The sequence below is a fragment of the Pseudomonas sp. Pseusp11 genome, from assembly GCF_047304405.1.
Classification (GTDB): Bacteria; Pseudomonadota; Gammaproteobacteria; order Pseudomonadales; family Pseudomonadaceae; genus Aquipseudomonas.
The window spans coordinates 191,005-211,824 of record NZ_JBGLZF010000008.1 but is presented as its reverse complement, the minus strand read 5'-3'; the positions used below and the strand labels follow the sequence as shown (position 1 = coordinate 211,824).

Here is a 20,820-nt window from a genome sequence, read left to right as displayed (position 1 = left end):
CGTGCGGCTCAAGTGCATTAAACTGGCGGGGTTCAAATCCTTCGTCGACCCGACCACGGTGAACTTCCCCAGTAACATGGCGGCGGTGGTCGGGCCCAATGGTTGCGGCAAGTCGAACATCATCGACGCCGTGCGTTGGGTGATGGGCGAGAGCTCGGCCAAGAACTTGCGCGGCGAGTCGATGACCGACGTCATCTTCAACGGCTCCACCAGCCGTAAACCGGTGAGCCAGGCGAGCATCGAACTGGTGTTCGATAACTCCGACGGCACCCTGCTCGGCGAATGGGCTGCCTATGCGGAAATTTCCATTCGCCGCAAAGTGACTCGCGACAGCCAGACCACCTACTACCTCAACGGCACCAAATGCCGCCGCCGCGATATTACCGACATCTTTCTTGGTACCGGCCTCGGTCCGCGCAGCTATTCGATTATCGAGCAGGGGATGATCTCCAAGCTGATCGAGTCCAAGCCCGAAGACCTGCGTAATTTCATCGAAGAAGCCGCCGGTATTTCCAAGTACAAGGAGCGTCGACGCGAAACCGAAAACCGCATCCGCCGCACCCACGAAAACCTGGCCCGCCTGACCGACCTGCGCGAAGAGCTCGAGCGTCAGCTTGAACGCTTGCACCGCCAGGCCGAGGCCGCCAAGAAGTATCAGGAATACAAGGGCGAAGAGCGTCAGCTCAAGGCCCAGCTGTCGGCCCTGCGCTGGCAGGCGCTGAACGAGCAGGTCGGCCAGCGCGAAGCGATCATCGGCACCCAGGAAATCACCTTCGAAGCCCTGGTGGCTGAGCAGCGCAATGCCGACGCGGCCATTGAACGCCTGCGTGACGGGCATCACGACCTGTCCGAGCGCTTCAATCTGGTGCAGGGGCGCTTCTATTCGGTCGGCGGCGACATCGCCCGGGTCGAGCAGAGCATCCAGCACGGCCAGCAGCGCTTGCGTCAATTGCAGGACGATCTGAAAGAAGCCGAGCGCGCGCGGTTGGAAACCGAATCGCACTTGGGCCATGACCGCACCTTGCTGCTGACCCTGGGCGAAGAGCTGGACATGCTCACGCCGGAACAGGAAGTCACCAGCGCCGCCGCCGAAGAAGCCGCCGCCGCACTGGAAGAATCCGAAACCACCATGCACGGCTGGCAGGAGCAGTGGGACACTTTCAACCTCACCGCCGCCGAGCCGCGTCGCCAGGCTGAAGTTCAGCAGTCGCGGATCCAGCAGCTGGAAACCAGCATGGAGCGATTGGCCGATCGCCAGAAGCGTCTGGCCGAAGAGCGCGCGCTGCTCTCGGCAGACCCGGAAGACGCGGCGATCATGGAACTCAGCGAGCAGTTGGCCGCATCCGAGGCGACGCTGGAAGACTTGCAGGCCAGTGAAGAGGCGCAAGTCGAGCGTCTTGAGCAACTGCGCCAAGAGTTGCAGCAAGCGTTGTCGGCGCAGCAGCAAGCCCAAGGTGATTTGCAGCGGCTCAACGGTCGGCTGGCGTCGCTGGAGGCCTTGCAGCAAGCCGCGCTCGATCCGGGCACCGGCACCGCCGAATGGCTGCGCGAACAGCATCTGGCGGATCGTCCGCGTTTGGCCGAAGGCCTGAAAGTTGAAGCGGGTTGGGAGCTGGCGGTGGAAACCGTGCTCGGCGCCGACCTGCAAGCGGTGCTGGTGGACGACTTCGGTGATTTCGATCTGGCCGGGTTTGCCCAAGGCGATCTGCGCCTGCTCAGCCCGGCCAGCGATGGCGTGCGCATGCCCGGCAGTTTGCTCGACAAGGTCGAGGCGCAGATCGATCTGTCGCCTTGGCTGGGGCAGGTCAAGCCGGTCGACAGCCTTGAACAGGCCTTGGCCTTGCGCGGGCAATTGGCTGCCGGCCAAAGCCTGATCAGCCGCGACGGTTACTGGGTCGGCAGGCACTTTTTACGCGTGCGTCGGGCCAGTGAAGCGGAAAGTGGCGTGCTCGCCCGTGGCCAGGAAATCCAGCGGCTGGGCCTGGAGCGCGAAGAGCGCGAAGCCACGGTTGAAACTCTGGAAACCCAGCTTCAGAATCTCAGGGCGCAACAGCGTCAGCAGGAAAACGGCCGCGAACACTTGCGCCGTCTGCTGCAAGACGAAGCGCGTCAGCAGGGCGAATTGAAAGCCCAGTTGTCGGCTGGTAAAGCCAAGGTCGAACAGTTGACCCTGCGCCGCAGCCGTCTCGATGAAGAACTCACCGAGCTCAGCGAACAGCGCGCCCTGGAACACGAAAACATCGGCGAAGCGCGCCTGCAATTGCAGGAAGCGCTCGACAGCATGGCGGTGGATACCGAGCAGCGCGAGTTGCTGCTGGCCCAGCGCGACAGCCTGCGCGAACGCCTCGACCGGGTGCGCCAGGAAGCCCGGCAGCACAAGGACCATGCGCATCAATTGGCGGTACGCCTGGGGTCGCTGAAGGCGCAACACGATTCCACCCGTCAGGCTCTTGAGCGGCTGGAAATGCAGGCAGAGCGCCTGACCGAGAAGCGCGAACAGCTGAGCCTCAATCTGGAAGAGGGCGAGGCGCCGCTGGAAGAGCTGCGGCTGAAGCTCGAAGAGTTGCTCGACAAGCGCATGACCGTCGACGAAGAGCTCAAGACCGCGCAAATCGCCATGGAAGACGCCGACCGTGAACTGCGCGATGCTGAAAAGCGCCGGACTCAGGCCGAGCAGCAATCCCAGTTGATTCGCAGTCAGCTCGAACAGCAGCGCATGGAATGGCAAGCGTTGACGGTGCGGCGCAAGACCTTGCAGGATCAATTGCTCGAAGACGGCTACGATCTCAATGGCGTGCTCGCCACACTGGTGGCCGGGGTCAGCGAGAAAGACGCCGAAGAAGAACTCGAGCGTATTGCCGCGCGGATTCAGCGCCTCGGCGCGATCAACCTCGCGGCCATCGACGAATACCAGCAACAATCCGAGCGTAAACGTTATCTGGATGCCCAGAACGACGATCTGGTGGAAGCACTGGACACTCTCGAGAACGTGATTCGCAAGATCGACAAGGAAACCCGGAACCGCTTCAAAGATACCTTTGATCAGATCAATGGCGGTTTACAGGCCCTTTTCCCAAAAGTTTTCGGTGGAGGCAGCGCCTATTTGGAACTGACGGGCGAAGATCTACTCGATACAGGGGTGACGATCATGGCGCGGCCGCCAGGAAAGAAGAACAGCACCATCCATTTGCTCTCCGGTGGCGAAAAAGCCCTGACCGCATTGGCCCTGGTATTTGCCATCTTCAAGTTGAATCCGGCGCCGTTCTGCATGCTCGATGAAGTTGACGCGCCATTGGATGACGCTAACGTTGGACGCTACGCGCGGCTGGTCAAAGAGATGTCGCAGACGGTGCAGTTTATCTATATCACCCACAACAAGATCGCCATGGAAATGGCCGATCAATTGATGGGGGTGACGATGCACGAACCGGGTTGCTCGCGTCTGGTGGCAGTGGATGTGGAGGAGGCGATGGCCATGGTGGACGCCTGAGTCATTGCATGTAGGGCAGGTAATTTTGAGCTGTAGGGCTTTTTTACCTGGCTTGACTTGCTGGCCAATCGACATATTCGCGCAAGCCAATGTGACAGACGGTGTAAAGTTATCTTTGGTCGTGCTAGTTTAATGTCAATTTTTCGTATGCGTGGGCAAAACGCCTGTCAGAACATAGAGTTGGCGCCACGTTTTAAAGCGGTTTACACAATGTAAACCCCTTATTTTTCAGCATTTTTTATAGAGGCACGGGATTACATGGAAATCGGTCTGCGCGAGTGGCTGATCGTCATCGGCATTATTGTCATTGCCGGTATTCTTTTCGATGGCTGGCGTCGCATGCGCGGCGGCAAGGGAAAACTGAAATTCCGTCTTGACCGAAGTCTGTCCAACCTGCCGGACGAGGACACCAGCGCCGAGCTGTTGGGCCCGCCCCGCGTGCTGGACACCCAGAAAGAACCGCAGCTGGACGAGCACGACTTGCCGTCGGTGAGCATGCCTGCCCGTGAACCGCGCGAATCGGGTTCCAAGCGTGGCAAGCGTGGCCATGGCGAGCCGTCGCAAGGCGATATGAACCTCAGCCTGGACCTGGACGGCGGCCCGAGCTTCAGCAGCCGTGACAACGATTTCCCGGATGACAGCAAGTCCGCCAGCTCGCCTGAAAAAGATCAGCCACAAGCCGAAGAAGTGCTGGTGATCAGTGTGATCTGCCGCGACCCGGCCGGCTTCAAGGGCCCGGCGCTGTTGCAGAACATTCTGGAAAGCGGTCTGCGTTTCGGCGAGATGGACATTTTTCACCGCCACGAAAGCATGGCTGGTAACGGCGAAGTGCTGTTCTCGATGGCCAACGCGGTCAAGCCGGGCGTTTTCGATCTGGATGATATCGACCACTTCAGCACCCCGGCGGTGAGCTTCTTCCTCGGCCTGCCAGGCCCGCGTCATCCGAAGCAAGCCTTCGACGTGATGGTAGCGGCGGCGCGCAAGCTGTCCCAGGAGCTGAACGGCGAACTGAAGGATGACCAGCGCAGCGTGCTGACTGCCCAAACGATTGAGCACTACCGTCAGCGCATCGTCGAGTTCGAACGCCGCGCGTTGACCCAGAAGCGCTGAGGTCAAAGGATCGCAGCCTCGTTTCACTCGACAGCTCCTACAGAAAGTCGCGAACCCTGTAGGAGCTGTCGAGTGAAACGAGGCTGCGATCCCTTGATCTTGATGAAATGAGATTGAGCAGCCTCGGCTGCTCTTTTGCTTTATGAGAGAACACCCATGACTGCCGCCGAAACCCGCATTCTAGAGCTGCGCGCCGAGCTCGATCAGCACAACTATCGCTACCATGTGCTGGATGAGCCGAGCATTCCGGACGCCGAATACGATCGCTTGTTCCATGAACTCAAGGCCCTTGAAGCGGCCCATCCCGAGCTGATCACCAGTGACTCGCCGACCCAGCGTGTCGGCAGTGCGGCGCTGTCGGCGTTCACTCAGGTGCGTCATGAAGTGCCGATGCTCAGCCTTGGCAACGCCTTCGAAGAAACCGACATGCGCGAATTCGATCGCCGGGTGACGGAAGGGCTGGACCTGCCGGTTGGCGACCTGTTCGGTGGCGGCGCAGCGGTGGAGTACAGCTGCGAACCCAAGCTCGATGGCCTGGCGGTCAGCCTGCTGTATCAGGACGGTATGCTGGTGCGCGGCGCCACTCGCGGCGATGGCACCACGGGCGAAGACATCAGCGTCAACGTGCGCACCGTACGCAATATCCCGCTCAAGCTGCATGGCAGCGGCTGGCCGGCGACCCTGGAAGTGCGCGGCGAAGTGTTTATGTCCAAGGCCGGTTTCGAGCGGCTCAACGCCACGCAACTGGAAGTCGGCGGCAAGACCTTCGCCAACCCGCGTAACGCGGCGGCGGGCAGCTTGCGACAGCTGGATTCGAAGATCACCGCCAACCGTCCGCTGGAATTCTGCTGCTACGGCATCGGCCAGGTTTCCGCCGATATCGCCGACACGCACATTGGCAATCTGCAGCAACTCAAAGCCTGGGGTATGCCGATCAGTCATGAGTTGAAGTCGGCTCGTGGCATCGATGAGTGCCTGGATTACTACCGCGACATCGGCGAACGCCGCAATGCGCTGCCCTATGAAATCGACGGCGTGGTGTTCAAGGTCAACAGCATTGCCTCCCAGCGCGAGTTGGGTTTCCGTGCTCGCGAACCGCGTTGGGCCATCGCGCATAAATTCCCGGCGATGGAAGAGCTCACTGAGTTGCTCGATGTGGAGTTTCAGGTCGGTCGCACCGGTGCCGTGACGCCGGTGGCACGCTTGAAACCGGTCAAGGTCGCCGGCGTTACCGTGGCCAATGCGACGCTGCACAACATGGATGAGGTTGCGCGGTTGGGGCTGATGATCGGCGACACCGTGATCATCCGTCGCGCCGGTGACGTGATTCCGCAAGTGGTGCAAGTGGTCATCGAGCGTCGTCCTGAGGATGCTCGACCGGTACAGATACCCGAGCAGTGCCCGGTCTGCGGTTCGCATGTCGAGCGTACGCAGCTGGTCAAGCGCAGCAAGGGTCGCGAGACTGTCAGCGAAGGCGCGGTGTATCGCTGCGTCGGCCGTCTGGCCTGCGGTGCGCAACTCAAGCAGGCGATCATTCACTTCGTTTCGCGTCGCGCCATGGACATCGAAGGGCTGGGCGAGAAGAGCGTCGAGCAACTGGTGGATGAAGGTCTGGTGAATTCGCCAGCCGATTTGTACGCATTGACCTTCGAACAAATCGTCGACCTTGAAGGCTTTGCCGAGCTGTCGAGCAAGAACCTGCTCGGCGCTATCGAAGACAGCAAGCGGCCGAGTCTGGCGCGGTTCATCTATGCCTTGGGTATCCCTGATGTCGGCGAAGAGACGGCCAAGGTGCTTGCGCGGTCTCTCGGCTCGCTGGAGCGTGTTCAGCAGGCGTTGCCGCAAGTGCTCACGTACCTGCCGGATGTCGGGCTGGAAGTGGCTCACGAGATTCACAGCTTCTTTGAAGACCCGCATAACCAGCAGGTGATCGCCAATCTGTTGAAGCACGGCCTGCAGATTCAGGATCAGGGAGCGTTGGCTGCCGAATTCGCTGCAAGCACCACGCTTGGCGGTTTTCTCGACAAGCTGAACATTCCTTCGGTCGGGCCGGGCGGGGCGCAGAAGCTTGCCGACAAATTCGGCTCGCTTGAAGCGGTGATGAATGCTGACTGGCTGGACATGCGTCAGACGCTGCCGGAGAAACAGGCAAATTCGGTGCGTGAGTTTTTTGCGGTCGCAGAAAATTGTCAGCTCGCCGAGTCCGCTGAAAAGCAGCTGCGCGATTTTGGCATGCATTGGCAGAGCGAGAAAAAAGTCGTCGAAGGATTGCCGCTGGCTGGGCAGACCTGGGTGCTGACCGGTTCGCTGGAACTGATGAGTCGCGACGTTGCCAAGGACAAACTTGAAAGCCTCGGTGCCAAGGTGGCCGGTTCGGTATCGGCCAAGACCCATTGCGTGGTCGCCGGGCCGGGCGCAGGTTCGAAGCTGGCCAAGGCCAATGAGCTGGGGTTGAAGGTGCTTGATGAAGAGGCGTTTGTCGAGTTTCTGAAGAAGCACGGTATCGACGTTTAAGATCGCCAAAAGATCGCAGCCTTCGACAGCTCCTACGGGTGTACGCCTTTCCACTGTAGGAGCTGCCGAAGGCTGCGATCTTTTGATTTTACCCAGGCAGAGCGTGGGAACGATCATTGCTGAGCAATGATCTAGTCTTGGCAGTCCCCAAAGAGAGATCGCCATGTACCGCTTCTTCGAACAGCTCAGCTCGCGCATCGCCGCGCCTTTCATGGGTGAGCATTCGCGCAACAGCAAGGTCTGGCATTGTCGCTGCGGGCAGTCGCTGTTCTTTCGCAACAGCCAGTGCCTGGCCTGTTCGGCGGCGCTGGGCTATCAGCCGCAGCAAAGTCGCTTGTCGTCGCTGCAACCCGGCCCGCAAGCGGATACCTGGTTGCTTGACGCCGACCCTGACGCCGGTATTTTCCGCCGTTGCGCCAATCTCGACTCCCCGGCTGCGTGCAACTGGTTATTGCCGGCCAATCATCACGATGGGTTGTGCATCGCCTGTAGCCTGAATCGCACCATCCCCGACCTGTCGATTCCCGAGAACCACGAGCGCTGGGGCAAAGTGGAAACCGCCAAGCGTCGTCTGGTGGCGCAGTTGCTCAGCCTGGGCTTGCAGGTCATTCCCAAAACAGTAGACGAAGAGACTGGTCTGGCCTTCGATTTCATCGGTATCGACCTCGAAGGCAAGCCGCCGACCACCGGGCACGCCAACGGTCTGATCACCCTCGATATCAAAGAAGCCGACGACGCCCACCGCGAGCAGGTTCGCGTGCAGATGCACGAACCCTATCGCACGCTGCTCGGTCACTTTCGGCACGAGACAGGGCATTACTACTGGGACCGACTGATCGCCAACAGTGCCTGGCTGGAACCGTTCCGCGGCCTGTTCGGCGATGAGCGTGCCAGCTACGCCGAGGCCCTTGAACAGCATTATCAACAAGGTGCGCCGCTCGACTGGCAGCAACATTACGTCAGCGCCTACGCCACCATGCACCCTTGGGAAGACTGGGCGGAAACCTGGGCGCGTTACCTGCACATGATGGATGCGGTGGACACCGCCCTGTGTTTTGGCATGAGTGCGCGGGAAATGGATTTCGACTATCAGCCGTTTCCACCTAGCACGCTGTTTGATCCGCAGCACCCCGGCGGTCCGGCGTTCCTGTCGTTCGTCAATGCGTGGATCGAGCTGGCCGGCATGCTTAACGAGCTGTCACGCAGCATGGGGCAGCCGGATTTCTATCCGTTCGTCTTGCCGCCGGCGGTGATCGCCAGGCTGCACTTCATTCACCTGGTGATCCAGCAAGAGGGCGGCCGGGCAGATGAAGTGTTGGTGCAATAGGATCAAAGGGTCGCGGCCTGGTCGCGATCTTTTGAAGGTCGGCGCATGTCCTTGAAGCGGCTCATGTTTTTTAATCTGCCCGAACGGTTGTAACTTCGTCTCAGATAGGTACAATGGCGCGGCTCGCCGTCAGGTGAGCGTCGTTATGGTGACCCCATCGGTCCCCCCGCAACGATTACCCGTGAACCTGGTCAGATCCGGAAGGAAGCAGCCACAGCGGGAACATTGTGTGCCGGGGTGTGGCTGGTGGGGTTGCCTCCATAACGCAACACGAACCCTCTTTCGTGTGTTCTATCTAAAAATACTGTTTTGCTTTCCCTGCCATGGAGCTCATCCAGGGCGGTTTATCGCGTTTCCGAATGAAACAGCGGGATATAAAAAAGGAGGCCGATCTGTCGCATTCGACAGGTCGGCCTCCTTTTTTTGTTTGTTAGCATCAAGGCTTGGACAAGGCCTGGTCAACCGCTGCGATCAGCTTTCCCAGATCCTTCGGGGTGGCTTTGTGTATGACGCTGAACAGGTACGCTCGCTGTTCATCTTCGTCGCCTAGATCTGCGAAAAAGGCTTTCAGCTTCACACCCAGCACGTCGGCAAGCAGGAACAATGCTTCCACGCTGGGGGTATAGGTGCCAGTTTCGAAGCGGCTGATGGTTTTGGGGTCAAAACCGGTTTTTTCGCCGAGTTCAGCCTGAGTAAGCCCTGCGACCTTGCGGTAGCGTCGGATGGCTGGACCCAAACTTGAAATTTGCATCGCTCAATTCCCATTTAGAATCAAGAACTTAACGATAGATTTTTGCATTAGGCAACTGCATGATCCATCACCTTGCTTTGCAAAATGTGATGCATTTCGTAGAATCGCCGCTTCGGAGGGGGTTTTGATGATCTGCTGTCTGAAGTTTAGGCGATATGAAACAGCCAGCATTGTCTTCCCTTGCCGGGTGTGCAGAGAAGCCGTTGGCGGTCTGAAACCCTCGCGAAATGTTACCAGAGTCGGTGTTGCTACCTTGCCCGAGACTAGTTGATCTTCGGCGGTCCGGGGGCCATCAAATGCTGTTCATGGAGTGATAACGTGTCTCTGCGCTGTACGTCTCAAAACATCTCTTCCGGGCATCCTGCACTGGTCGAGCGGTACCTCCGCTAGCGACAGTGAGCCTCACTCATGGATGAGAAATACCGCAGGGCCGTGGATGCCGCCGCAATTTTTTCCGAGACTGATCTGAACGGCCGGATTACTTACGTCAACGATCAATTCTGCGTCGTGTCCGGCTACAGCCGCGAGGAATTGCTGGGGCAAAACCATCGCCTGCTGAACTCCGGCCTGCATTCCACCGATTTCTTCGCTGCCATGTGGCGCACCATTGCACTGGGCAATATCTGGAAGGGCGAAATCTGTAATCGCGCCAAGGATGGCAGGTTGTATTGGGTCGACAGCACCATGGTGCCGGTGCTCGACGACACCACCGGGCTCGTTGATCGATACCTGTCGATTCGTTTCGACATCAGCGAAAAACGCCAATTGCTGCAATCCCTGCAATGGCGGGTCGGGCATGACGTGCTGACCGGGCTGCCCAATCGCGCGTTCCTGTCGGATTTGCTGGATCAGGCGCTGGAATTTTCCCGGCAGGAAAACATTCCGCTGGCAGTGTGCATGCTTGATCTCGACGGGTTCAAAGCGGTCAACGACGGCTACGGTCACGCCAGTGGCGATATGTTGCTGGTGGAAGTGGCCAAGCGTCTGCGTGACATTGTGCGCGGCGAAGATGTGGTGGCGCGATTGGCCGGTGACGAGTTCGTGCTGGTGTTGCGTTACGTGCGTGATCTGCCGGAATTGCGCGCGGCGTTGAGTCGCGTGCTCGGGGCGATCTCGGCGCCATACACATTGCACGGCAAGGACATCAATGTGTTTGCCAGTATCGGCGTCACCCTGTTTCCCCATGACAACGAAGATGCCGAAACCCTGCTGCGCCACGCCGACCAGGCGATGTATGTGGCCAAGCAGCGCGGGCGAAACCGCTTTCATCTGTTCGATGTGTCCCGGGATCAAGAGGTCAAGGCCACGCACCAGACCGTCGAGCGGGTGCGTCAGGCGCTGGTCGCCGGTGAATTTCGCCTGCACTTTCAGCCCAAGGTGAACATGCGTCGTGGCGAGGTCGTCGGTTTCGAGGCCTTGTTGCGTTGGCAGCACCCGCAAAACGGCATGGTGCCGCCTCGGGAGTTTTTGCCGCTGGTTGAGGATACCGACCTGATCATCGATATCGGCGAATGGGTGATGGACCAGGTGCTGGCGCAGTTGCACCGCTGGCAGCAAGCGGGGCAGGGCTGGCCGATCAGTATCAACATCGCGGCGCGACATTTTCAGCGCGCGGATTTCGTCGACCGGCTCAGAGAGGTACTCGCTCGGCATGCTCAGGTTGCCCCGCGGATGCTCGACCTGGAAATCGTCGAGTCGGTGGCGATCGAGAATATCCAGCATGTCAGCGCCTGTTTGCAGGCCTGTCAGGCGTTGGGGGTGCAGTTTTCCCTGGGTGATTTCGGCACCGGCTATTCGTCCCTGAGTTATCTCAAGCGTTTACGCACCCAGACTATCAAGATCGATAAGTCATTTGTGCGTGACATTCTGAATGACCGGGATGACCTGGCCCTGACCACGGCGGTGATTGGCCTGGCCCGCGCATTCGGTCGGCAGGTGATTGCCGAGGGGCTGGAAAGCCTTGAGCACGGTGAGTTGTTGTTGCGGCTGGGGTGCGAAGTCGCTCAAGGCTATTTCATCGCCCGTCCGATGCCGCCCTCCGAGGTACCGGCCTGGGTGGCGGGGTTTGTTGCCCCGTCGCAATGGCAGGCACTCGATCAAATAGCCTGACTCGCTCTATATAGCAGCCTTCGGCAGCTGCTACGGGGTCGGGTTACCGGTATAGAGCCGGATGATGTCATTGATCTCCCCCGACGTTTTCATTTGCTGCAACGTACGCAAAATGCGTTGTACCGGCACTTTGGGGTCATTGCGCACGTAACAACTGATAGGCTGTTCCTGCACCAGCGCTACGCTTTTCAGTTGCTGGTCGGGCAGCAGGCGCTGGTTGAACCAGTCCAGGGTCCATTGGTTGCTCACCGCATAGCGATAGCGTCCAGCCAGCAGCTTTTCCAGCACCTGTTCCTGATTGCGTGCGTCCTCGCGGTGCAGCCGGTCGGCGTCGAACAGCGGTTGCAGGGTCGGGTAGCTATAGCCGAGGACGGTGCCGATCGACTGTTGTGGCAGTTCCGCTGGATTGACAGAATCGGGTGGGCCTTGCCGGCCAATCAGCATGTCGCGCTGAACCAGCAGCGGAACGCTCCAGATATAGTCGCCGGACGGGGTCGGCAACCAGTCTTGTGAGACGAAACAGCGCACATCGGCCTCGCCGTGTTCCATGGCGTTCTGTACTCGCGGCCGAGGCAACACGTGAAATTGCGCCGGCGCGCCGACCTGAGTCGCCAGGCTAAGCATGATGTCGTGCAGAATGCCCTGGGTCGGCCGGTCGCGCTCGATTTGCACCAAGGGCATGGCCCAGCTGTCCGGCACGACAAAGCGCAACGGTACTTCGGCGGCCGCGACGCTCAGGCTGACTAATAGCAGTGCCCCCAAGGCAAAGTGCATAAATGCTCCGGTACGGCTCAAGCCTGAGCTGATAAAAGCTCCTCAAAGTGCAGCTTAGCCAGAATAGACGAGCGCACCGGATGCAATTTTGGCCTTGCTCCGCTAGCATTAGCCGCTTCTGCTTCCTTCGCTGCGACGGTTTTCGATGAGTTATCAGGTTCTTGCACGTAAATGGCGTCCGCGCTCGTTCCGCGAAATGGTCGGCCAGACCCATGTGCTCAAGGCTCTGATCAATGCCTTGGACAGCCAGCGGCTGCACCACGCCTACCTGTTTACCGGTACCCGCGGGGTCGGCAAGACCACCATCGCGCGGATCATCGCCAAATGCCTGAATTGTGAAACAGGTATCACTTCGACGCCCTGTGGCGAGTGCTCGGTGTGCCGCGAAATCGATGAAGGCCGCTTCGTCGACCTGATCGAGATCGACGCCGCGAGCCGGACCAAGGTCGAAGACACCCGCGAGCTGCTCGACAACGTGCAGTACGCGCCGAGCCGCGGGCGCTTCAAGGTCTACCTGATCGACGAAGTGCACATGCTTTCCAGCCATTCCTTCAATGCGCTGTTGAAAACCCTCGAAGAGCCGCCGCCCTACGTCAAGTTCATCCTGGCTACCACCGATCCGCAGAAACTTCCTGCAACGATTCTCTCGCGGTGCCTGCAGTTCTCCCTGAAGAACATGACCCCTGAGCGGGTGGTCGAGCATCTGAGCCATGTGCTGAGCGTCGAGAACGTGCCGTTCGAAGACGATGCGCTGTGGCTGCTGGGTCGCGCCGCCGACGGTTCGATGCGCGATGCCATGAGCCTGACCGACCAGGCCATCGCCTTCGGTGAAGGCAAGGTTCTGGCCGCCGACGTGCGGGCGATGCTCGGCACCCTCGATCACGGCCAGGTCTACGACGTCCTGCATGCGCTGATCGAAGGCGATGCCAAGGCGTTGCTCGAAGCCGTGCGCCATCTGGCCGAGCAAGGCCCGGACTGGAACGGCGTGCTCTCGGAAATTCTCAACGTGTTGCACCGTGTTGCCATCGCCCAGGCCCTGCCTGAAGGTGTCGACAACGGCCATGGCGACCGTGATCGCGTATTGGCACTGGCTCAGGCACTGCCGGCCGAAGATGTGCAGTTCTATTACCAGATGGGCCTGATCGGTCGCCGGGATTTGCCGCTGGCACCGGATCCGCGCGGCGGCTTCGAAATGGTCCTGCTGCGAATGCTCGCATTCAGGCCAGCAGACACCGAGGACGCTCCGAGGCAACCGCTAAAGCCAGTGGGGATCAGCCAGGCCACAGTTGATTCCGCAAACTCAGTGGCTGCCGCGCCGATTGTTGCGCCGGTAGTCGCTGCGGCCGTGGCACCGGTTCCAGTGGCGCCCGTGGTTGCACCAGCACCAGCACCTGTCCCGGCCGTTGCGCCTGAACCTGTTGCGCTGGTGGCGGTGCCTGAGCCCGAGCCCGTAGCGGTCGAAGAAGTCGTCGATCTGCCCTGGAACGATCCGGTAGAGCCCGAGGTTGTCCAGCAGCCCGCCGTCGAGCCGGTGCTGGAGACGGCCGGTGAACAACCCGAATTACCGCCGATGCCCATGCCGACGCCCGACAGCGTGGTGCCGGATGCGCCTGAGTGGGCCGCTGCGCCGATTCCGGAACCGTCCGTGGCCGAAGTCGATGCCGCCACGCCAGGCATCGACCTGGATGACGAACCGCCGCTGGACGAGGACTACATCGAGCCGGACATGGATTCGGCCTACAGCTACCTCGACGATCTGGCCAGTGAGCATACCGCCGAACCTGCGGCGCAGCCCGAGCCTGAACCGGCCGCGATGCCGGCCACCGGCCTGGCCCTGCAATGGCTGGAGTTGTTCCCGAAATTGCCGGTGTCTGGCATGACCGGCAGCATCGCCGCCAACTGCACGCTGATCGCCGTCGATGGCGACAATTGGCTGTTGCACCTGGACCCGGCTCACAGCGCCCTGTTCAACGCGACGCAACAACGTCGCCTCAACGATGCGCTGAACCAGCACCACGGGCGTACGCTGACCCTGAGCATCGAGCTGATCAAGCCCGAGCAGGAAACCCCGGCCCAGGCGGCGTCCCGGCGTCGTGCCGACCGTCAGCGCGAGGCCGAGGAATCGATCCATGGCGATCCGTTCATCCAGCAAATGATGCAGCAGTTCGGGGCGGTGGTCCGTCACGATACTATTGAACCTGTCGAGGCCCTGGTCAGTCAGGGCTAATAACTGAAGGCGCCTGGCCGCACTCGCCGGGCGCTGTTTTTATCCAAGTACTTTTGAGGTGATTCCCATGATGAAAGGTGGCATGGCCGGCCTGATGAAGCAGGCGCAGCAGATGCAGGAAAAAATGGCCAAGATGCAGGAAGAGCTGGCCAACGCCGAAGTCACCGGTAAGGCCGGTGGCGATATGGTCACCGTGGTAATGACCGGTCGTCACGACGTCAAGCGCGTGACCATCGACCCAAGCCTGGTCGAAGGCCTGAGCGAAGACGACAAAGAGATGCTGGAGGCTGTATTCGCCGCCGCCGTCAACGATGCCGTGCGCAAGATCGAAGCCAACAGCCAGGACAAAATGGGCAGCATGACCGCTGGCATGCAACTGCCATCGGGTATGAAATTGCCATTCTGATTCGCCAACGGGCGTCGGATGGGTTAAAAAAAATGCCAGGCATCGCGCCTGGCATTTTTGTTTCTGCCTGGTTTTTGCTAATCCCTGTGGCGAGGGAGCTTGCTCCCGCTGGACTGCGCAGCAGTCCCCCTCTTTTCAGGTAGAGAGTGGGGCCGCTTCGCGACCCAGCGGGAGCAAGCTCCCTCGCCACAATGAAAGGTATAAACATCGAACGCCATACCACCACAAAGGTCTGCTCCCTATACATCCGGATTCATCGATCAAGGGGGCGCTGCTATTTGACGCTAAACAGAGGCGCGGGTATAAACCGCGTCTCGTTGTTATGTCGGACTTTTCCCCATGAGCTTCAGCCCTTTGATTCGCCAACTGATCGATGCCCTGCGAATTTTGCCGGGTGTGGGTCAGAAAACTGCCCAGCGCATGGCGTTGCAACTGCTTGAGCGCGATCGCAGCGGCGGTTCGCGACTGGCCCAGGCGCTGAGCCAGGCCATGGAAGGGGTGGGCCACTGCCGTTTGTGCCGCACGCTGACCGAAGACGATCTGTGCCCGCAATGCGCCGATCCACGCCGCGACGACACCTTGCTGTGTGTGGTGGAAGGTCCGATGGACGTGTACGCGGTGGAGCAGACCGGTTTCCGCGGTCGCTACTTTGTGCTCAAGGGCCACCTGTCGCCTCTGGACGGCTTGGGGCCGGAAGCCATCGGCATCCCACAACTGATGGCGCGGATCGAAGAGGCGGGCACATTTACCGAAGTCATCCTCGCCACCAACCCGACGGTGGAAGGCGAAGCCACGGCGCATTACATCGCCCAACTGCTCAGCAACAAAGGCCTGGTTGCCTCGCGTATTGCCCATGGCGTGCCGTTGGGTGGCGAGCTGGAACTGGTGGATGGCGGGACATTGGCGCATTCGTTTGCCGGGCGTAAGCCGATTTCGCTGTAACCGCATCTTCAATCCTCACTTGAATACCAAGCAAGCGCTCGGTTAACTTCGCTGAACCTTCAGTGGAGTTCGCCGATGCCTGCCTTCCAGGAATACTTCGACCCCGGCCACCAATTGGTCCGCGACAGCGTCAGACGTTTCGTCGAGCGCGAGATTCTTCCGGACATCGATCAGTGGGAAGAAGCTGAAAGCTTCCCTCGTGAGCTCTACCTCAAGGCCGGCGCTGCGGGGATTCTGGGCATCGGCTATCCCGAAGCCTTGGGCGGTAGCCACGAAGGGGATGTGTTCGCCAAGATCGCCGCCAGTGAGGAACTGATGCGCTGCGGTTCCGGTGGTCTGGTCGCGGGGCTGGGCTCGCTGGACATCGGCCTGCCGCCGATCCTCAAGTGGGCCAGCCCCGAGGTCCGCGATCGCGTAGTGCCTCAGGTGCTGGCGGGCGAGAAAATCAGCGCCTTGGCCGTCACCGAGCCCAGCGGCGGCTCCGACGTCGCTAACCTGCAAACCCGCGCCGTGCGTGATGGCGACTTTTACCGGGTCAGCGGTAGCAAAACCTTCATTACCAGCGGCGTTCGCGCGGATGTCTACACCGTGGCGGTGCGCACCGGCGAGCCGGGATTCGGCGGCATCAGTTTGCTGCTGATCGAGAAGGGCACGCCGGGTTTCACCGTCGGTCGTCAGTTGAAGAAAATGGGCTGGTGGGCGTCCGACACTGCCGAGCTGTTTTTCGATGATTGCCGGGTACCGGCCAGCCATTTGATCGGTGCCGAAAACGGGGGCTTTGCCTGCATCATGGGCAATTTCCAGAGCGAGCGTCTGGCTCTGGCGCTGATGGCCAACATGACCGCACAGTTGGCGCTGGAGGAGAGCCTGAAATGGGCTGGTCAGCGTGAAGCCTTCGGCAAACTCATCGGCAAGTTCCAGGTGCTCAAGCACCGCCTCGCGGAAATGGCCAGGGCATTGGAGGTGTCTCGGGAATTCACCTACCGCCAGGCGGCGAAAATGGCAGCCGGGCAGAGTGTGATCAAAGAGATTTCCATGGCGAAGAATTTCGCTACAGACACGGCAGATCGCATTACCACCGACGCGGTGCAGATTCTGGGTGGTATGGGTTACATGCGTGAAAGTCTGGTGGAGCGGCTGTACCGCGATAACCGGATTCTGTCGATTGGCGGCGGGACACGGGAAGTGATGAACGAGATTATCAGCAAGCAGATGGGGCTGTAGTTGGTGGTGTGGCAACTGACGCCGCTTACTTATCGCTCAACGCAAACTGCGTCAGACAGAAAGTCGCAATCCCCATGTCTTCCAGCCGTTGCGAACCACCCAGCTCCGGCAAGTCAATGATCGCCGCCGCTTCATGCACCCGCGCGCCCATGCGCCGAACCAGGTTGGCCGCCGCAATCAGCGTGCCGCCGGTGGCGATCAGGTCATCGAACAGCACCACCGAATCCCCCTCGCACAGGCTGTCGGCGTGGACTTCAAGGAAGGCTTCGCCGTATTCGGTCGCGTAACCTTCGGCCAGCACGTCGGCAGGCAATTTGCCCTGCTTGCGGAACAACACCAATGGCTTGTTCAACTGATACGCCAATATCGAACCGATCAGGAACCCGCGCGCGTCCATGGCGCCGATGTGGGTGAAGTCGGCCTCGACGTAGCGATGGGCAAAGCTGTCCATCACCAGGCGCAGGGCCGTGGGCGACTGGAACAGCGGGGTGATGTCGCGAAAGATTACGCCCGGCTTGGGAAAGTCGATCACGGGGCGGATCAGGGATTTGATGTCGAAGGAGTCGAAGACCATCGTCGAAGTGTCCTGGCGGGCTGCAAACGTCGCAGTATAACGGCGGCTGAACCGTTTCGCTCAGCCACCGTTAAAGGATCAACCTTCGATCGAGCCACCGGCCAGGGCGCAGAGCTGGATCGGGTCGAGGATGTGCACTTCCTTGCCCTCGGCGGCGATCAGTTCGTTTTGCTGGAAGCGGGTGAACACCCGGGACACGGTTTCCACCGCCAAGCCCAGGTAATTGCCGATTTCGTTGCGCGACATGCTCAACCGGAACTGGTTGGCCGAGAACCCCCGGGCGCGGAAACGGGCCGACAGGTTGACCAGAAAGGTGGCAATGCGCTCGTCGGCGGTCTTCTTCGACAGCAGCAACATCATTTGCTGATCGTCACGAATCTCGCGGCTCATCACGCGCATCAACTGACGGCGCAGTTGTGGCAGTTGCAGGGCCAGTTCGTCGAGGCGCTCGAACGGGATCTCGCACACCGAAGTGGTTTCCAGGGCTTGCGCCGAGACCGGGTGCTTTTCGGTGTCCATGCCTGACAGGCCGACCAGTTCACTCGGCAAATGGAAGCCGGTGAGTTGCTCTTCGCCGCCATCGCTCAGGCTGAAAGTCTTCAGGGCACCGGAGCGGACTGCATAAACAGAATCGAACGTGTCGCCCTGGCGAAACAGAAACTCGCCTTTTTTCAGCGGGCGACCACGTTTGACGATTTCGTCCAGCGCATCCATGTCTTCCAGATTCAGAGAAAGTGGCAGGCAGAGAGGGGCCAGGCTGCAATCCTTGCAATGGGCCTGGCTATGAGCGCGCAGCTTTACTGGCTCGGACATTTCTTTAATCCTTGTGGGAAAACACGCATAAGACGTAAGGGTACCCCACGGGAGGACATTCGGGCCAGCCTGCGACAATTTAACCTCATACTCTAAATTACGCGTGAGAAACGCTGGCGATTGCTGTGTTCCAGATAAGCATCGAACACCATGCACACCGAACGCACCAGCAGCCGGCCTGCGGGCAGCACGGTGATTCTTTCATTGTCCAACACGATCAGTCCGTCCTCGGCCATGTCCTGCAGTTGTGGCCAAAGCTCGCCGAAGTAACCACGAAAATCGATATTGAAGGCCTGTTCGATTTCCGCGAATTCCAGGTTGAAATGGCAAATCAGTTGCTGAATCACCGCCCTGCGCAAGCGATCGTCGGCGTTGCACAGCAGGCCGCGGTTGGTGGCCAGTTGTGCGGACGCCAAAGCGTTCTGGTACTGGTTCAGGTCGCTGCTGTTCTGGCAGTACAGGTCGCCGATCTGGCTGATGGCCGATACCCCCAGGCCGATCAGATCGCAATGACCGTGGGTGGTGTAGCCCTGGAAGTTGCGTTGCAAGGTCGACTCTTCCTGGGCAATCGCCAGTTCATCATCGGGCAGGGCGAAGTGGTCCATGCCGATGTAGCGGTAACCGGCGGCCGTCAGTTGTTCGATGGTGCGCTGGAGCATTTCCAGCTTCTGCGCCGGCACCGGCAGATCGTTGCTGTTGATCCGCCGTTGCGGCATGAAGCGCTCTGGCAGATGGGCGTAGTTGAACACCGAGAGCCGGTCCGGTTGCAGGCTGATGACTTCGTCGACGGTGCGGGCGAAGTTCTCGGGCGTCTGCTTCGGCAAGCCGTAGATCAGATCGATGTTGATCGAGCGATATTGCAGGGTCCGGGCGGCGTCGATCACCGCACGGGTTTCTTCCAGGCTTTGCAGGCGATTGACCGCCCGTTGTACCGCCGGGTCGAGGTCTTGCAGGCCGATGCTGACCCGGTTGAAGCCCAGTTCCCGGAGCAGGCCCATGGTCGACCAGTCGGCCTCGCGCGGGTCGATCTCGATGCCGTAGTCACCGGAATCGTCGTCCAGCAGATTGAAATACTTGCGCAGCCGGGCCATCAGCTGACGCAGTTCATCGTGGCTGAGAAAGGTCGGTGTGCCGCCGCCGAAATGCAGTTGCTCGACTTTTTGCATGGGGTCGAGGTGGCAGGCGATCAGCTGGATTTCCTGTTCCAGGCGCTGCAAATAGGGCAGGGCACGGCCTCGGTCCTTGGTGATGACTTTGTTGCAGGCGCAGTAGTAGCAGATGTTCGCGCAGAACGGCACGTGCACATACAGGGATAACGGTCGCAGCGCCTTGCGGCTGTCGCGCAGGGCATGAAACAGGTCGAAAGTGCCGACCTGGCTGTCGAATTGCACGGCCGTCGGATACGAGGTGTAGCGTGGCCCCGCCAGGTCGTAACGGCGGATCAGATCTGTGTCCCAACGAATGGCGTCGAGCATGCGGGCATTCCCCCGGATAGGCTGGCAGTGTCGGCGAGTCTAGGGGGTGCGGCGTTGCGGCATCTTGATTTGCATCAACGGGTGTCAAGATCAAGAGATCGCAGCCTCGTTTCACTCGACAGCTCCTACATGGAGCGCGTATCCCTTGTAGGAGCTGTCGAGTGAAACGAGGCTGCGATCTTTTGCCCTTTAATGCCCCATCAACCAATGCTGATGCGGCCCCGGCAAGGTCCAGATGCCGAACACCATCACCAGCAAACCACCGGCCATACGCACGCTGCGTTTGCGCAATAACGCCGTGACCCGTTCGGCGGCCAGGCCTGTGGCGAGCAGCACCGGCCAGGTGCCCAACCCGAACGCCAGCATCAGCAACGCACTGTCCAGCGCATTACCCTGACTCGCCGACCACAGCAATGTGCTGTAAACCAGCCCGCACGGCAGCCAGCCCCACAGCGCGCCGAGCAGCAAGGCGCGGGGCAGGTTCGACACTGGCAACAGTGTGTTGGCCACCGGCTGGATATGCCGCCACAGGCCGCGACCGAGGCTTTCGATACGGGTCAAGCCGCTCCACCAGCCGGCCAGGTACAGCCCCATGGCGATCAGCAGCAGTCCGGCGAGGATGCGCATGAACATCGCCGCCGGGCTATTGGCCACGGCCCAGCCAGCCAGGCCGATCAGCAGGCCGGCCGCGGCGTAGCTGAGAATCCGCCCCAGGTTGTAGGCCAGCAACAATCGGAAGCGTCGGCTGCGTTGTTCCTTGGGGATCGCCAGGGTCAACGCGCCCATCAAGCCGCCGCACATGCCCAGGCAATGGCCGCCACCGAGCAAGCCGAGGATCAGCGCAGAGACCAGAAGCGGTGCCAACTCAAGCATGGGGTGGCGCCTTGTCGTCCGGTTTGACCGGATGGCCGCTGGCCTCGTCGACCGCTGCCGTGTGCTTCGGGTCCTGGTCGTCGAACAGGATGCTGTGGGCCGGGCCGTCGAGGTCGTCGTACTGACCGCTGTCGACCGCCCAGAAGAAGATGTAGATAGCGATGGCCACGATCAGCAGCGCGGCCGGGATCATCACGTAGAGAGCTGGCAT

At 60.2% G+C, this 20,820-nt stretch carries 16 protein-coding genes and 1 other RNA gene; 10 read left to right on the top strand and 7 right to left on the bottom strand.

All coding sequences use genetic code 11. The features are described from left to right. The first annotated feature begins 1 nt into the window (after nt 1). The 5 genes from smc to ffs all read left to right on the top strand — a co-directional run bounded on the left by smc (nt 2) and on the right by ffs (nt 8,693). Nucleotides 2-3,490, top strand: coding sequence for a chromosome segregation protein SMC (smc, locus tag ACCC96_RS09465; protein ID WP_413695658.1), 3,489 nt, complete (start codon nt 2-4; stop codon nt 3,488-3,490). A 258-nt stretch (nt 3,491-3,748) separates the two neighbouring features. Then, entirely contained in the window at nt 3,749-4,600 is an 852-nt protein-coding gene (gene zipA, locus ACCC96_RS09460; protein WP_019579886.1) for a cell division protein ZipA, read from the top strand. 156 nt (nt 4,601-4,756) lie between these two features. After that, entirely contained in the window at nt 4,757-7,114 is a 2,358-nt protein-coding gene (ligA, locus tag ACCC96_RS09455; protein WP_413695657.1) for an NAD-dependent DNA ligase LigA, read from the top strand. Nucleotides 7,115-7,277: 163 nt separating this feature from the next. Beyond that, nucleotides 7,278-8,441, top strand: a complete 1,164-nt coding sequence (locus ACCC96_RS09450; protein WP_413695656.1) for a putative zinc-binding metallopeptidase — start codon at nt 7,278-7,280, stop codon at nt 8,439-8,441. Between the two features lie 155 nt (nt 8,442-8,596). Continuing rightward, nucleotides 8,597-8,693, top strand: an RNA gene (gene ffs / locus ACCC96_RS09445) — signal recognition particle sRNA small type. A 184-nt stretch (nt 8,694-8,877) separates the two neighbouring features. Here ffs and ACCC96_RS09440 read toward each other — a convergent pair. Further along, a complete protein-coding gene (locus tag ACCC96_RS09440; RefSeq protein WP_007933342.1) occupies nt 8,878-9,192 on the bottom strand; it encodes a helix-turn-helix domain-containing protein in 315 nt (104 codons plus the stop codon). A 408-nt stretch (nt 9,193-9,600) separates the two neighbouring features. On the opposite strand from ACCC96_RS09440, the gene ACCC96_RS09435 reads away from it, so the two are divergent. Continuing rightward, a complete protein-coding gene (locus ACCC96_RS09435) occupies nt 9,601-11,301 on the top strand; it encodes a putative bifunctional diguanylate cyclase/phosphodiesterase (RefSeq protein ID WP_413695655.1) in 1,701 nt (566 codons plus the stop codon). A 30-nt stretch (nt 11,302-11,331) separates the two neighbouring features. On the opposite strand, the gene ACCC96_RS09430 is transcribed toward ACCC96_RS09435, so the two are convergent. Next, nucleotides 11,332-12,075, bottom strand: coding sequence for a substrate-binding periplasmic protein (locus tag ACCC96_RS09430; protein WP_413695654.1), 744 nt, complete (start codon nt 12,073-12,075; stop codon nt 11,332-11,334). 145 nt (nt 12,076-12,220) lie between these two features. Between ACCC96_RS09430 and dnaX the strand changes: the two genes are divergently transcribed. The 4 genes from dnaX to ACCC96_RS09410 all read left to right on the top strand — a co-directional run bounded on the left by dnaX (nt 12,221) and on the right by ACCC96_RS09410 (nt 16,874). Beyond that, nucleotides 12,221-14,302 (top strand): DNA polymerase III subunit gamma/tau, encoded by a 2,082-nt coding sequence (gene dnaX / locus ACCC96_RS09425; RefSeq protein ID WP_413695653.1) that lies wholly within the window; start codon nt 12,221-12,223, stop codon nt 14,300-14,302. Nucleotides 14,303-14,369: 67 nt separating this feature from the next. Continuing rightward, nucleotides 14,370-14,708, top strand: a complete 339-nt coding sequence (locus ACCC96_RS09420) for a YbaB/EbfC family nucleoid-associated protein (RefSeq protein ID WP_413695652.1) — start codon at nt 14,370-14,372, stop codon at nt 14,706-14,708. A gap of 339 nt (nt 14,709-15,047) precedes the next feature. Beyond that, the gene (gene recR / locus ACCC96_RS09415) at nt 15,048-15,650 is read left to right on the top strand and encodes a recombination mediator RecR (RefSeq protein WP_019648283.1); all 603 of its coding nucleotides are present in this window, start codon (nt 15,048-15,050) and stop codon (nt 15,648-15,650) included. Nucleotides 15,651-15,725: 75 nt separating this feature from the next. Further along, nucleotides 15,726-16,874 carry an acyl-CoA dehydrogenase family protein gene (locus ACCC96_RS09410; protein WP_413695651.1) on the top strand — a complete coding sequence of 383 codons (1,149 nt, stop codon included), beginning with the start codon at nt 15,726-15,728 and terminating at the stop codon, nt 16,872-16,874. Between the two features lie 25 nt (nt 16,875-16,899). On the opposite strand, the gene ACCC96_RS09405 is transcribed toward ACCC96_RS09410, so the two are convergent. The 5 genes from ACCC96_RS09405 to ccoS all read right to left on the bottom strand — a co-directional run bounded on the left by ACCC96_RS09405 (nt 16,900) and on the right by ccoS (nt 20,820). Further along, the gene (locus ACCC96_RS09405; protein ID WP_019579893.1) at nt 16,900-17,448 is read right to left on the bottom strand and encodes an adenine phosphoribosyltransferase; all 549 of its coding nucleotides are present in this window, start codon (nt 17,446-17,448) and stop codon (nt 16,900-16,902) included. A gap of 78 nt (nt 17,449-17,526) precedes the next feature. After that, nucleotides 17,527-18,261, bottom strand: coding sequence for a fumarate/nitrate reduction transcriptional regulator Fnr (gene fnr, locus ACCC96_RS09400; protein WP_019648285.1), 735 nt, complete (start codon nt 18,259-18,261; stop codon nt 17,527-17,529). A gap of 92 nt (nt 18,262-18,353) precedes the next feature. Then, complete coding sequence (gene hemN, locus ACCC96_RS09395; protein ID WP_413695650.1) at nt 18,354-19,736, bottom strand: oxygen-independent coproporphyrinogen III oxidase; 1,383 nt, start codon at nt 19,734-19,736, stop codon at nt 18,354-18,356. A gap of 189 nt (nt 19,737-19,925) precedes the next feature. Beyond that, a complete protein-coding gene (locus ACCC96_RS09390; RefSeq protein WP_019648287.1) occupies nt 19,926-20,609 on the bottom strand; it encodes a sulfite exporter TauE/SafE family protein in 684 nt (227 codons plus the stop codon). Then, the gene (ccoS, locus tag ACCC96_RS09385; protein ID WP_019648288.1) at nt 20,602-20,820 is read right to left on the bottom strand and encodes a cbb3-type cytochrome oxidase assembly protein CcoS; all 219 of its coding nucleotides are present in this window, start codon (nt 20,818-20,820) and stop codon (nt 20,602-20,604) included. Before ccoS ends, ACCC96_RS09390 begins: the two co-directional genes overlap by 8 nt.